Origin of the sequence: Niveispirillum sp. (assembly GCF_017996735.1) — a bacterium.
GTDB lineage: Bacteria > Pseudomonadota > Alphaproteobacteria > Azospirillales > Azospirillaceae > Niveispirillum.
Window position 1 is genome coordinate 29574 of record NZ_JAGOGJ010000011.1, and the last position, 12727, is coordinate 42300.

13 protein-coding genes are annotated in these 12727 nt (G+C 64.2%); all 13 read right to left on the bottom strand.

Translation table 11 applies throughout. The features are described from left to right. Positions 1-12 precede the first annotated feature (12 nt). A complete protein-coding gene (gene lpxB / locus KBA48_RS06270) occupies positions 13-1176 on the bottom strand; it encodes a lipid-A-disaccharide synthase (protein ID WP_292904306.1) in 1164 nt (387 codons plus the stop codon). Next, the gene (locus KBA48_RS06275) at positions 1173-1991 is read right to left on the bottom strand and encodes an LpxI family protein (protein WP_292904308.1); all 819 of its coding nucleotides are present in this window, start codon (positions 1989-1991) and stop codon (positions 1173-1175) included. The genes lpxB and KBA48_RS06275 overlap by 4 nt, the downstream gene beginning before the upstream one ends. 7 nt (positions 1992-1998) lie before the next feature. Then, positions 1999-2787 carry an acyl-ACP--UDP-N-acetylglucosamine O-acyltransferase gene (gene lpxA / locus KBA48_RS06280; RefSeq protein WP_292904310.1) on the bottom strand — a complete coding sequence of 263 codons (789 nt, stop codon included), beginning with the start codon at positions 2785-2787 and terminating at the stop codon, positions 1999-2001. 126 nt (positions 2788-2913) lie between these two features. Beyond that, a complete protein-coding gene (fabZ, locus tag KBA48_RS06285) occupies positions 2914-3387 on the bottom strand; it encodes a 3-hydroxyacyl-ACP dehydratase FabZ (protein ID WP_292904312.1) in 474 nt (157 codons plus the stop codon). After that, on the bottom strand, positions 3365-4414 hold the full coding sequence (gene lpxD, locus KBA48_RS06290; protein WP_292904314.1) for a UDP-3-O-(3-hydroxymyristoyl)glucosamine N-acyltransferase: 1050 nt from the start codon (positions 4412-4414) through the stop codon (positions 3365-3367). The genes fabZ and lpxD overlap by 23 nt, the downstream gene beginning before the upstream one ends. Positions 4415-4546: 132 nt before the next feature. Beyond that, positions 4547-5140 (bottom strand): OmpH family outer membrane protein, encoded by a 594-nt coding sequence (locus tag KBA48_RS06295; protein WP_292904316.1) that lies wholly within the window; start codon positions 5138-5140, stop codon positions 4547-4549. Between the two features lie 14 nt (positions 5141-5154). Beyond that, positions 5155-7482 carry an outer membrane protein assembly factor BamA gene (gene bamA / locus KBA48_RS06300; protein WP_292904318.1) on the bottom strand — a complete coding sequence of 776 codons (2328 nt, stop codon included), beginning with the start codon at positions 7480-7482 and terminating at the stop codon, positions 5155-5157. A gap of 17 nt (positions 7483-7499) precedes the next feature. Continuing rightward, on the bottom strand, positions 7500-8651 hold the full coding sequence (rseP, locus tag KBA48_RS06305) for an RIP metalloprotease RseP (protein WP_292904320.1): 1152 nt from the start codon (positions 8649-8651) through the stop codon (positions 7500-7502). A 21-nt stretch (positions 8652-8672) separates the two neighbouring features. After that, entirely contained in the window at positions 8673-9869 is a 1197-nt protein-coding gene (gene dxr / locus KBA48_RS06310; protein ID WP_292904322.1) for a 1-deoxy-D-xylulose-5-phosphate reductoisomerase, read from the bottom strand. Next, a complete protein-coding gene (locus KBA48_RS06315; protein ID WP_292904324.1) occupies positions 9851-10609 on the bottom strand; it encodes a phosphatidate cytidylyltransferase in 759 nt (252 codons plus the stop codon). Before KBA48_RS06315 ends, dxr begins: the two co-directional genes overlap by 19 nt. A gap of 4 nt (positions 10610-10613) precedes the next feature. Continuing rightward, on the bottom strand, positions 10614-11354 hold the full coding sequence (locus KBA48_RS06320; protein ID WP_292904326.1) for an isoprenyl transferase: 741 nt from the start codon (positions 11352-11354) through the stop codon (positions 10614-10616). Positions 11355-11391: 37 nt separating this feature from the next. Next, positions 11392-11952: a ribosome recycling factor gene (gene frr, locus KBA48_RS06325; RefSeq protein ID WP_292904328.1), complete on the bottom strand. Its 561-nt coding sequence runs from the start codon at positions 11950-11952 to the stop codon at positions 11392-11394. A 1-nt stretch (position 11953) separates the two neighbouring features. Then, complete coding sequence (pyrH, locus tag KBA48_RS06330; protein ID WP_292904405.1) at positions 11954-12718, bottom strand: UMP kinase; 765 nt, start codon at positions 12716-12718, stop codon at positions 11954-11956. Positions 12719-12727 lie beyond the last annotated feature (9 nt).

A 12727-nucleotide genomic window follows, 5' to 3' on the forward strand; every position in this document is an offset into this window, starting at 1 on the left:
TGGTTCAGGACGTCAGCGGCGGGATATCACGCCCAGCACGGCCGCCGCCGCCCGCTGACTGGGGGTCTTGTCGCCGCCCTGGCCCAGCCAGTGGGCCACCTGCGCCACACCATCCACCTGTTCCCGCCGGGCGGTGGGATCGGTCAGCAATGTGGTGACGGCGGCGGCCAGCTTTTCCGGCGTGCACTCATCCTGCAACCGCTCCGGCACCAGCATCCGGTCCAGCATTATGTTGACCAGATTGGCATATTTCACGCGGATCAGGTGGCGGTAGAGCCGATAGGTCAGCGGGTGGATACGATAGGCGATCACCGACGGCAGCCGGGCCAGGGCCAGTTCCAGGGCCACGGTGCCGCTGGCCGCCAGGGCCGCGTCGCTGGCGGCCATGGCATCATATTTCTCCCCGTCACCTTCCACCACGATTGTGGGGACGGGCCAGGCGGCGGTTGCCGCGCGCACCGGTGCCGCAACCTTACCCAGGGTGGGCACCACGACCCGTAGGCCGGGATGTCGTTCCGTCAGAATGGCCAGGGTCGCGGAGAAATCGGGCAGCAGCACCTTGATCTCGCTGCGCCGGCTGCCCGGCAGGACGCAGAGCAGCGGCGTATCGGCAGCGATGCCGTGGCGGGCACGGAAGGCGACACCGTCACCACGTTCCACCCCCGCCTCGACAATGGAATGGCCGACAAAGGTGGCGGGCAGACCAACCGCCTCGAAATAAGGCGGCTCAAACGGCAGCAGGACCAGCAGATGGTCCAGAAAGCGGGCGATCTTCTGCGCGCGGCCGGGACGCCAGGCCCAGACGGTGGGCGCCACATAATGGATCAGCCTGATGGTCGGATCGACTCGCCGCACCTTTTTCAACACCCGGAAACAGAAATCCGGCGCATCGATGGTGACCACGGCGTCGGGCCGGCGGGCCAGAATATCCTCGGCCGTCTGCCCGATGCGGCGGATCAGGTTCGGCAGTTTGGGCAGCAATTCGGCCAGCCCGAACAGGGTCAATTCCTCCATGGGGAACAGGCTGTCCAAACCTTCGGCGATCATGCGATCCCCGCCCACCCCGGCAAACCGCACCTGTCCGCCCGTCGCCTGCTTCAACGCCGCCATCAACCGGGCGCCCAGCACATCGCCGGACGGCTCACCGGCGATCAGATAGATCAGGGGGGCCGTCATCCCGCCACCCCCGTCACGAACAACCCCATCCGATCGGCAGCCCGGACCGCATCGTCACGCCCCACGAACAAGGTCCCCCCCGCTTCCGCCGCGATGCCAGCAAAGCCGGCCGCGATGCAGGCGGCGATGGTGTCCGGGCCGATGGTGGGCAGGTCCAGCCGGCGGTCCTGGCCGGGCTTGGCACGCTTCACCAGCACAGGCCCCGGCCCTTCGCGCTTCAACAATGCGCAGCGGGCGATCAGGGCGTCCGTGCCCTCAATGGCTTCCACGCCCAGGACCAGCCCCGCCTGAACCACAACCGCCTGTCCCACATCGACGGCACCCAAGGCGTGGGCGACCGTCAGGCCGTGATTGATATCCAAGAGTGCCTGTTCATCCGGCACCGCCTGTGTCAGCACCCCGGACGGCATCAGCAGGTCGGCGATCAGCGTCTGGATGCCAACCACCCGGAACCCCTCTTCCTCCAGCAGCGACGCCACAGCGCGCAGCAAGCCATCATCCCCCAGCGCCTTCAGGCCCAGACGCGCAAAGAAGCGGGTGGCGTACCAGTCGGGGCGCAGGTCGGACAGGGATGGACGGCGCACACCGCCAGCCAGAACGATCTGTGTCACCCCTTCCGCCCGCAGCCGGTCCAGCATGGCACCCGCAGCCCCCAAGCGGAAAACGGCGTGGGGGACGTCGGAAGACAACCAGGCTTCCGCCCCCTGCCCTTCCAGCGCGATGACGAAACAGGAGCGGCCGCCCTGCCGGCAGGTCTCCGCCACCTGCCGTGGCAGATCGCCCCCCCCGGCAATGATGCCCAGCCGCCCCGCCATGGTGGGATCAGCGCGGCAGGGTCAGGGCGCGGCTGCCCCGGTCGGCCAGGAAGGACAGCACATCGGCCACGGGCTGCACCTCCCCCGCTTCCGCCGTGACGGCGGCGACACGCTCGGCCATCTGTCCATCCCCTTCGAACAGCCGGCGGAAGGCGGCGCGGAGCGCGTGGATATCGTCCTTGGCAAAGCCGCGACGCTGCAACCCCACCAGATTCAGCCCGGCCAGGAAGGCGCGGTCGCCCTTGACCAAGCCATAGGGGATGACATCGGCCTCTACGCCCGACATGCCGCCGATCATGGCATGGGCACCGATGCGCACGAATTGGTGCACAGCCGACAGGCCGCCCAGCACGGCATGGTCGCCCACCACCACATGCCCGCCCAGCGTGGCATTGTTGGCGAAGATCACATTGTTGCCGACGATACAGTCATGGCCGATATGGACACCAACCATGAACAAGCCACCATCGCCGACACGCGTCACCATGCCACCACCCTCGGTGCCAGTATTCATGGTGACGTTCTCACGGATGCGGTTGTTGCGGCCGATGATCAGTTCCGACGGCTCGCCCTTGTACTTCAAATCCTGCGGCGCATGGCCCAGCGAGGCGAAGGGATAGACGATGGTGCCTTCACCAATGCTGGTGCGGCCATCGACGGCGACATGACTGACCAGGCGCACATAATCGCCCAGCACCACATGCGGCCCCACCACACAGAAGGGGCCGATCTCCACACCCGTACCGATGCGGGCACCGGGATCGACAATGGCACTGGGATGGATATTGGCGCTCATGGGCCGGACCCTTCTTCATTCTTGACATGCGAAAGGGCGGTCTCCCGCCCTTCCCACCGCCTTTAACAAAGGCGTTTGACAAAATTACGTCGGCTCCATGTCCACCAAGGGGAGCAAATGCCGACCTTAATCACCCATGACGATCATGGCCGTGTAGGTGGCCTCGGCATGCAGGTTGCCGTCGACCCAGGCCTCGCCCCGGAACTTCCAGACATTACGGCGGTTCTGGACCTTCTGGACCTTGATATGGATCTGGTCACCAGGGCCGATGGGGCGGCGAAACTTCGCCTCCTCGATCCCCATGAAATACACGAGACGGCCCTCCGCCTCCTGTCCCAGGGTCTGCATGACCAGAATGGCAGAGGTCTGGGCCATGGCCTCCACGATCATGACGCCGGGGAACACCGGCTTCTGTGGGAAATGGCCGGTGAACTGCGGCTCGTTCATCGTCACGTTCTTGATGCCGGTGCAGCTTTCACCGTGAACGATGTCCTTCACCTTATCGACCAGCAGCATCGGATACCGGTGCGGGATCAGTTGCATGATCCGGTTGATATCCAGCTCGGTCACCGCGACCTTATTCGTTTCCGTCGTGCTCATCGCCCCGTCCACTTTTCCCCTTCGCCAGCCGCGCCATCATGGCGACCTGGCGGAAATATTGCCGCTTGGGCTGTGCCGGCGTGCCGAACACCTCCGTCATCGGCGGTACATCCCGCATCACGCCGCTCTGTGCCGCAATGCGGGCCCCGGCCCCGATGGAAAGGTGGCCGGCCACCCCCGCCTGCGCCGCCAGCACGGCATGATGATCGAACTTCGTGCTGCCCGAGATGCCGGACTGGGCCACGATGACGCAGCCGGCACCAAGCGTGACGTTGTGCCCGATCTGGACCAGATTATCAATCATCGTGCCCCGGCCGATGATGGTATCGGGGCCGGCCCCCCGGTCGATGGTGCTGTTGGCCCCCACTTCCACATCATCCTCGATGATGACACGGCCCATCTGCGGCACGCGAACATGACCGGTCACGTCCATGGCGAAGCCGAACCCATCCTGGCCGATACGCGCACCGGGATAGATCACCACCCGGTCACCCACCAGACAGTGGGAGAGAGAGGCGCAGGCACCGATGATGCTGTCGGCGCCGATGCGGACATGGCGCCCGATCACGGCATTGGCCGCGATGCGGGTGCGCGGACCGATTTCCGCCCCCGCCTCGATCACCACTCCGGCCGCCACCTCCACATTCTCACCCAGCACAGCAGTCGGGTCGACATGGGCGGCCGGGGAGATCAAGCCCGTGGAGGCCGGCAGCGGATAGAAGGCCTGGGCACACAGGGCATAGCTTCGATAGGGCTTGGTCGACAGCAGCAGGGCCATGCCGGCCGGCGCCTTGTCGGCCAGGGCCGGATGCACCACGCAGGCCGCGGCCCGGCTGGCCTGGAAGGCATCGATATATTTGCGATTATCCAGGAAGGAGAGATGCCCTTCCCCCGCCTGGTCCAGCGGCGCCACATCCGTCAAGATCAGAGAGGGGTCGGCACCGGGCGCCACCGTCGCATCGGACCGGGCCGCCAGATCGGCCAGCGTGAAGGGACCGGCACGGTCGAAGAAACGGGGATCGGCCATGGGATGTCCTTCATGTGTTGATCAAGGGGACCTTGGCCCCCCTCACCTTATATCAGCGACCTTTAATCCCGGCCCATCGGGATTAAAGGCTTCGGCGCGGATACAATCGGTCCGGATTCGTGACCGATTATATTATGTCGGCGGTGGAACGCTGACCGTCACTTGCGGCAGACGGCCGTTCAGGCGCTCCAGCACCTCTGCGGTGATGTCACCGGCGGCACCCGACTGATAGACGATGAACTGCCGGGAGATGACCAGCGTGGCACCGGACTCCTTCGCCACCTCCGCGATCACCTGGTCCAGCGTGTTGATCACACTGTTGCGGGCCTGGTTGAAGGCGATGTCCAGACGGCGGGTGCGTTCCTGCAGGGCGCGGCCGGTGGCAGACACCTGGGTCTCGAACTCCGTCCGCTTGCGGTCGAATTCCTCCACCGACACGGTCTGGCGCAGGCGGGCCAGTTCCTGTTCGGCTTGGCGCAACCCTTCCTGCTGCTGCGCCACGTCGCGCTGCAACTGGTCCTTCTGCACATCCAACTGCTGCTGGATGGTGCGCATGGCGGTCGCTTGCTGCAGGATGGTGGGAATGTCCACCACCGCAACCTGGGCATAGGGCAGCCGGCGCGCCGGCTGCGGCGCCACCGTCGCGGCTTCCTGGGCATAAGACGCGACCGGCCCGACCACAAGGGCCAGGCCGGTAAAAAACAGGGCGATGGGGCGAAGCGCCAATGCCCTATCCCCCGTCAGAACCGGGTACCGAAGCTGAATTTCAGCGTTTCGGTCTGGTCATACGGTTCCTTGGCGATCGGGTAGGCCAGATCCAGACGGATCGGACCGAACGGCGACTTCCACGACACGCCGACACCGGCCGACATGCGGACCTTGTTGCTGTCGCGGAACACGTCGCCGACGCCCGGCGTCTCCTTCGCGGCCGTCAGCGTACCGGCATCGTAGAAGGCGTGGGCCTTCACACCCAACTCGTCCGGCAGGCCCAACTTGGTGGTCAGTTCAAGGCTAGCGCGGCTAAAGATAGTGCCACCAAGGGCGTCGCTGTTCTCCGGATTGGTCGGGTCGGGCACGTTGCGCGGTCCGATACCGCCGATCTCAAAGCCGCGGAGCGTATCGCCACCGATGAAGAACCGGTCATTGATGCGCAGGTCCTTGCCCATGCCCCAGATGTAACCGGCCTCTGTCGTCAGACCCAGAACCACTTCCTCGAACGGTTCCCAATACTGGCCCGCCGTGACGCGGTTGCGCAGGTAGCGGGTGTCGCCGCCGACACCAGCAAATTCCACCGACCACAGGAAATAATAGCCGTTGGTCGGCTCGACCTTGCTGTCGCGGTCATCGTACAGCAACTGGCTTTCCACCGACGAGGTGATGGTGGTGCCCAACTGATCCTGCAGGAACAGGGACGAACCGAAATAGATATTGTCGATCTTGTTCTGAACCAGCGAGTAGCTGACGCGCTGGCGCAGCTTCTCCGACAGCGGATAGCCGGCGCGCAGCACGATACCGGTCGATTCCAGATCGTAGGAGATGGTGTCGCGATTGTCGCGGACCACGCGGAACAGATCCACGCCGGCCGCCAAATCGCGATCCAGGAAATAGGGCTCAGTAAAGCCCAGATCGACCTCAAAGCTGCGGCTCGACAGCAGGGTCGACAGGCGCAGGTCCTGGCCCTTGCCCAGCAGGTTGCGCTGACGGATCGAGAAGTCCAGCAGCGCGCCGTCGGTGGAGGAGTAACCGGCACCAAGCTGGATTTCACCCGTCGGCTGTTCCTCGACCTCGATGGTGATAACCGACTGGTCGCGGGTGCTGCCCTCGGCCGTCTTCACCTCGACGCCGCTATCCAGGAAGTAGCCCAGATCCTTGATGCGCTGTTCGGAGCGCTTGACCTTGGACACGCTGAACGGGTCGCCTTCGACCAGCAGCATCTCGCGGCGGATGACCTTGTCCAGCGTGTTGTAATTGCCGACAATATCGATACGCTCGACGAAGACGCGCGGGCTTTCTTTCAATTCGAAGACCACGTCGATCGTCTGATCTTCCTGATTGCGGTCCAGCAACGGGTCGATTTCGACGAACGCGTATTGCAGATCACCCAGACGGTTGGTCAGGGCGGTGATGCTCTCCTCGATCTTGTCGCCATTATACCATTCGCCCTGATAGGCGCTGATGGCTTCATAGAGCGGGTTGATATCGATGTCTTGGATGTCCGACTGGATCGTGATCTTGCCGAACTTGTACCGCTTGCCCTCATCCACCGTCATGGTGATGAAGAATTCCTCGCGGTCAGGCGTCAGTTCGGCGACCGAGGTCAGGACCTTGAAGTCGGCATAGCCGTTGCGCAGATAGTGGCGGCGGACCTGCTCCTGGTCATAGCGCAGACGCTCGGGATCATAATTGTCGTTGGACGACAGGAACCGCCACCAGCGCGACTCCTTGGTGATCATGATCTCACGCAGATCATCATCATCGAACACATTGTTGTTCACGATGTTGATGGCCTGCACGCCCGTCATCTGCCCCTCTTCGATCTCGAAGATCAGGTCGACGCGGTTCTGTTCAAGCTGAACGATCTTCGGCTCGATGCGCGCGGCGAAGCGGCCCTTGCGGCGATAGAGTTCCTGGATGCGCTCGACGTCGTTCTGCACGCGGGTGCGGGTATAGACGGTGCGCGGGCGCAACTGGACCTCGGGATTGATATCCTCGGTCTTGATGCGTTTGTTCCCTTCGAAGGCGATGCGGTTGATGATGGGATTTTCCACCACCTGCACCAGCATCACCCCACCTTCGCGTCGTATCGACACGTCCGCGAACAGGCCGGTCGCGAACAGCGACTTCAGCGACTGATCGATCTTATCGGGATCGAAGCTGTCGCCCGGCCGGACGGTCATGTACGACTGGACCGTGGCGCTTTCGATGCGCTGCGACCCCTCGACACGGATTTCGCGAATGATGCCACCATCAAACGCCTCCTGGGCCATGGCGCCGGTCGACAGCGCGATAGCGGATGTTGCGGTGCCGCCCAGCAGCAGGCACAGCGCGAACCTGGAAACCGAGACCAACTGTTCCCCCAAAAAGGCTAAGACAGGACACCCTTGACGAAATCGACGACACGCAGTTGGACCAAGTCGTTCCACGTGGCGAAAACCATCAAGGTCAATACCAAAGCCAGACCGACCCGGAAACCATATTCCTGAGCCCTCTCGCCAAGAGGCCGTCCGCGAACGGCCTCCACTGCGTAATACAGCAGATGTCCCCCGTCCAGCATCGGAATGGGAAACAAGTTGATCAGGCCCAGATTGATGGACAGCACGGCCACGAACCAGATCATGGTCACGAAACCGGTCTGGGCCACCTGACCCGACATCTGCGCGATGCGGATGGGTCCGCCCAACTCGTTCGTGCTGCGCATGCCCATCGCCATCTGCCAGACAGCATCGAGCGTGCCCTCCGTCATCCGGACCGTCTCCTTGCCGGCTTCCCACAAGGCGGTCAGCGGGGTCTGGCGGCGGTATTCGTCATTACCACGCATCACACCCAGCCGGCCTATCGTGTGGATATTGCCGAACCGGTCCTCCATCTGCTCCGCCCGCGGTGTGACGGTCAGTTCGAGGCGCTTGGGCTCCGCACCCTCCACCTCGACCCGCTCCACCACCATCGACACGGTGCGGCCCGGATTCATGACGATGACGCCCAGCACATCCTCGAACCGGGGCGTGTCACGCCCATCCATGGACAGAATGCGGTCACCGGGCTTCATCCCCGCTTCCGCCGCCGCCCCTTCGGGCAAAACGTCGCGGATCACGGGCGGCGTATAGGGCTGACCATAGACCATGAACATGAAGGCAAGGGCAACGATGGCGAACAGGAAGTTCGCCGCCGGCCCCGCCGCCACAATGGCCATGCGCTGTCCCACCCGCTTGTGATGGAAAGACACGGCACGGTCGGCCGCACTCATCGTCGACAGGCCGCTTCCCGGCGTGCTGGCGGCACCGGCATCGCCGAACATCTTCACATAGCCGCCCAGCGGGATCAGGCTGAATTTCCAGCGGGTGCCGTGGCGGTCGGTCCGGCCGAAAATCTCCGGCCCAAAGCCGATGGAGAATACCTCCACCCGCACGCCATTGCGGCGCGCCACCAGGAAATGCCCCATTTCGTGCACAAAGACCAGCACGGTCAGCACGACCAGGAACATCACCCCGTAATTCCAGACGAAGCCGAAGACTTCCATCAATGCGCCTCCAGGGGCCGCTCAGTTCGCGCGAGATAAAACCGCAATTTCGGCAATGGCGTGGCAACGCGCTTCCGCATCGGCCGCTTCCACATCCGCCAGCGTGCCCAACGGGCCATGCGCCAGCGTGGTCAGGCACTTCTCCACGACGCGCGGGATATCCAGAAAGCCCAGAGTCCCGGCCAGGAAGGCGGCAACCGCCACCTCGTTCGCCGCGTTCAGGATTGTAGGGGCCGCCCCGCCGCTTTGCAAGGCAAGCCGCGCCAGCCCCAGGGCGGGGAATCGAACAGGATCGGGCGACTCGAAGGTCAGGTTCGCCGCCTTCACCAGATCCAACCGATCGCCCGGCGTCGCCACCCGGTCCGGCCAGGCCAGCGCCACCGCGATGGGCGTGCGCATGTCGGGTGTTCCCAACTGAGCCAGCACCGACCCGTCGACATATTCGACCAGGGAATGGATCACCGATTGCGGATGGACCAGCACATTGATCCGGTCTTCCGGCATGGCGAACAGGTGATGCGCCTCGATCAGTTCCAGGCCCTTGTTCATCATGCTGGCGCTGTCGACGCTGATCTTGGCGCCCATGGACCAGTTGGGGTGGGCGCAGGCCTGGGCCGGCGTCACGCCCTGCATGGCTTCCCGTGTCCAGGTGCGGAATGGCCCGCCCGACGCGGTCAGGATCAGGCGGGAAATGCGATCGCGCCGGGCCTCGTCAAAGACCTGGAAGATGGCGCTATGCTCACTGTCGACCGGCAGCAGCGTGGCGCCGCAGCGGCGCACCTCCGCCATCACCAGTTCGCCCGCGCAGACCAGCACTTCCTTGTTGGCCAGCGCGACCGTGGCACCACGCTGTACCGCGGCCAGCGTCGGGGCCAGGCCGGCGGCACCGACAATGGCTGCCATCACCCAGTCGGCTTCCGGGCGGCTGGCGGCCTCCACCACGGCGGCGGGGCCGGCCGCCACGGCAATGCCGGTCCCGGTCAGCGCGTCCTTCAGATCGGCATAGCCGGCAGGGTCAGAAATAACCGCCAGGGCGGGACGCAGCAACCGGGCCTGTTCAGCGAGCTTGCCCACATTGCGGCCGGCCACCAGTACCTCTGTGCGGAACCGGTCGGGATAGGCCGCCAGCAGTTCGACCGTGTTGCTGCCCACCGATCCGGTGCAGCCCAGCACGGTTACCCGGCGCGTCGTCTCAGGCGTCACCAAAATCGCACCCATTCTCCGGCCGTCATTTCGAACAGCGCATAAAGCGGGGCCGCGAACAGCAGCCCGTCGATGCGATCCAGGATACCGCCATGGCCAGGGATCAGGCTGGAACTGTCCTTCACATCGACCCGGCGCTTCATATAGCTCTCGAACAGGTCACCCACCTGCCCCGCCACGGCGAGCACGGCACCGATGGCGGCATAGGCCATGACGGCGGCGGCATGCACATGGTGCGGCACATCGGTGGCGGCCGGCGGCACCAGCCAGCCCGGCAGCCAGTCCCCGCTTTGCGCCGCCCCGAACAACCCGCCCAGCGTGGCCGACGCCACCATGCCGCCGATCAGGCCGGCCCAGGTCTTTTTCGGACTGATACGCGGTGCCAGTTTCGGCCCGCCAATACTCTTGCCCGCCGCATAGGCCCCGATATCGGTGGCCCAGATGCACAGCATCAGGAACAGGAACAGGGCCAGACCATAGGGGCCGCTTTCCAGCCGCAGCCACAGCATGGAGAAAAAGGGCAGACCGATATAGAGAGGTAGAAACGCAAGATGGCCCGAGCGGTTAGGACCCGGCATCACCAGCCGGTAATATTCCCACGCCGACAGCCCCGCCAGCACCGCGACCAGCACCTGGAACGGCAGTCCGCCATACCAGACGGCGGCCAGCACAGGGGGTGCCAGGGCAAGGGCGGAGATCACGCGCTGCGTGAAGTTGGACCGGGGCTTCTTGGGGGGGCGCTGGCTGTCGATCACGATATCAACGGCTTCCGACCGTGGCCCCGAAGCGCCGCTCGCGCCGGTGGAATTCCTGAATGGCGGCTTCCAGATCGCGGCGGGTGAAGTCCGGCCACAGCGTGTCCAGGAAAACCAGCTCCGCATAGGCCAGTTGCCAGAGCAGGAAGTTGCTGATGCGCTTTTCCCCGCTGGTGCGGATCATCAGGTCGGGGTCGGGAATGTCCCCGCCCGTGGTCAGTTCGCGGGCAAAGGTATCGGGCGTGATGTCGCCGGGCGTCATCTCCCCCCGCTCCACCGCCTGGGCCAGTTTGCGCGCCGCATCCACCAGTTCCTGCCGCCCCCCATAGGACAGGGCCAGGACCAGGGTCATGTCGGCATTGTTGGCCGTCAGCGCCTCTGAATTCTCGATCAGGGCCTGGATGTCGGATGACAGGCGGGAGCGATCGCCGATGACGCGCAGGCGGATGCCGTTCTTGTGCAGCTTTGCGATCTCTCCCCGAAGGTAGAAGCGCAGAAGCTGCATCAGGGTGGAAACCTCGTCCTCCGGACGGCTCCAGTTCTCGGTGGAGAAGCTGTAAAGCGTCAGGAAGCGCACGCCCAGTTCGCGTGCCCCCTCGATCGCGTGACGGACGGCGTCCACGCCCTTCTTGTGTCCCGCAGTGCGCGGCAGGCCCCGCGCCGTCGCCCAACGGCCATTGCCATCCATGATGATGGCGATGTGTGTGGGCGGCGGCGTAAAGGCTGTTGTGTCGGGGCCCGGCATGGCGGCAGGTCCTTAACCCTTGGGTACCGGGAAACGATCAGACCTGCAGGATTTCCTTTTCCTTGGTGGCCAGCGCCTCGTCCACCTTCTTGATATGGGCGTCGGTGGCAGCCTGCACCTTGTCGGCCCAGACCTTCTGCTCGTCCTCGGACAGGGAACCGTCCTTCTGCAGCTTCTTCAGCCCGTCCATGCCGTCGCGGCGCACATTGCGCACGGCCACGCGGGTCTGCTCGGCATATTTGGCGGCAACCTTGGACAGTTCCTTGCGGCGCTCGGAATTCAGTTCCGGAATGGGCACGCGGATGGTCGCACCCTCGGTCTGCGGGTTCAGACCCAGGCCGGCGTCACGGATGGCCTTTTCCACCGCCTTTACGGTCGAACGGTCGAACACCTGCACCGAGATCAGGCGCGGCTCCGGCACGGAGATGTTGGCCACCTGATTGAGGGGCACCGTCGTGCCATAGGCCTCGACCGTCACCGGCTCCAGCAGATTGGCGGAAGCACGACCAGTACGCAGACCGGCGAATTCCTTGCGGAGCACCTCAAGAGCACCGGCCATGCGATGCTCAATGTCCTTGATCAGATCGGGAGCGGCCACCTTATGCCTCTTCGGTTATGATGGTGAATTTGCCCTGTCCGGCCATCACTTCGGCGAAACCGCCGTCCTTCTGGATGGAGAAGACAAGGATGGGAATCTTGTTCTCGCGGGCAAGTGAAATCGCCGACGCGTCCATGACCTGCAGATCGCGCGACAGCACGTCCAGATAGGTCAGGCGGTCATAACGGATGGCATCCTTCACCTTCTTGGGATCGGCGCTGTAGACGCCATCCACCTTCGTGGCCTTCAACATCGCATCGCAGCCCATTTCAGAGGCGCGGAGTGCGGCGGCCGTGTCAGTGGTGAAGAAGGGGTTGCCCGTGCCGGCGGCGAAGATCACCACCCGGCCCTTTTCCATGTGGCGCTCGGCGCGGCGGCGGATATAGGGCTCGCACACGCTGTCCATGGGAATGGCGGATTGCACGCGGGTCGGCACACCGGCCTTTTCCAGGGCGTTCTGCACGGCCAGCGCGTTCATGACGGTGGCCAGCATGCCCATATAGTCGGCCGTGGCGCGTTCCATACCGGAAGCGGCACCCGAAATGCCACGGAAAATGTTGCCCCCGCCGATCACGGCGCAGACCTCGATCCCCATATCGATCACGGACTTGATCTCCGTCGCCATGCGGCTGACGACGTTGGGATCGATCCCGTATTCCCTTTCCCCCATAAGGGCTTCGCCTGAAAGCTTCAGAAGAACGCGCTTGTAACGGGCCTCGGGCACGGGCTTGTCCTTTCGGGTTGGGAATCCGGTCTTCACACACATCATATCGGG

Coding starts and splice junctions, on each gene's coding strand:
- lpxB (WP_292904306.1), bottom strand. CDS start 1,176: ATGACGGCCCCCCTGATCTATCTGATCGCCGGTGAGCCGTCCGGCGAT.
- KBA48_RS06275 (WP_292904308.1), bottom strand. CDS start 1,991: ATGGCGGGGCGGCTGGGCATCATTGCCGGGGGGGGCGATCTGCCACGG.
- lpxA (WP_292904310.1), bottom strand. CDS start 2,787: ATGAGCGCCAATATCCATCCCAGTGCCATTGTCGATCCCGGTGCCCGC.
- fabZ (WP_292904312.1), bottom strand. CDS start 3,387: ATGAGCACGACGGAAACGAATAAGGTCGCGGTGACCGAGCTGGATATC.
- lpxD (WP_292904314.1), bottom strand. CDS start 4,414: ATGGCCGATCCCCGTTTCTTCGACCGTGCCGGTCCCTTCACGCTGGCC.
- rseP (WP_292904320.1), bottom strand. CDS start 8,651: ATGGAAGTCTTCGGCTTCGTCTGGAATTACGGGGTGATGTTCCTGGTC.
- dxr (WP_292904322.1), bottom strand. CDS start 9,869: ATGGGTGCGATTTTGGTGACGCCTGAGACGACGCGCCGGGTAACCGTG.
- KBA48_RS06320 (WP_292904326.1), bottom strand. CDS start 11,354: ATGCCGGGCCCCGACACAACAGCCTTTACGCCGCCGCCCACACACATC.
- pyrH (WP_292904405.1), bottom strand. CDS start 12,718: ATGTGTGTGAAGACCGGATTCCCAACCCGAAAGGACAAGCCCGTGCCC.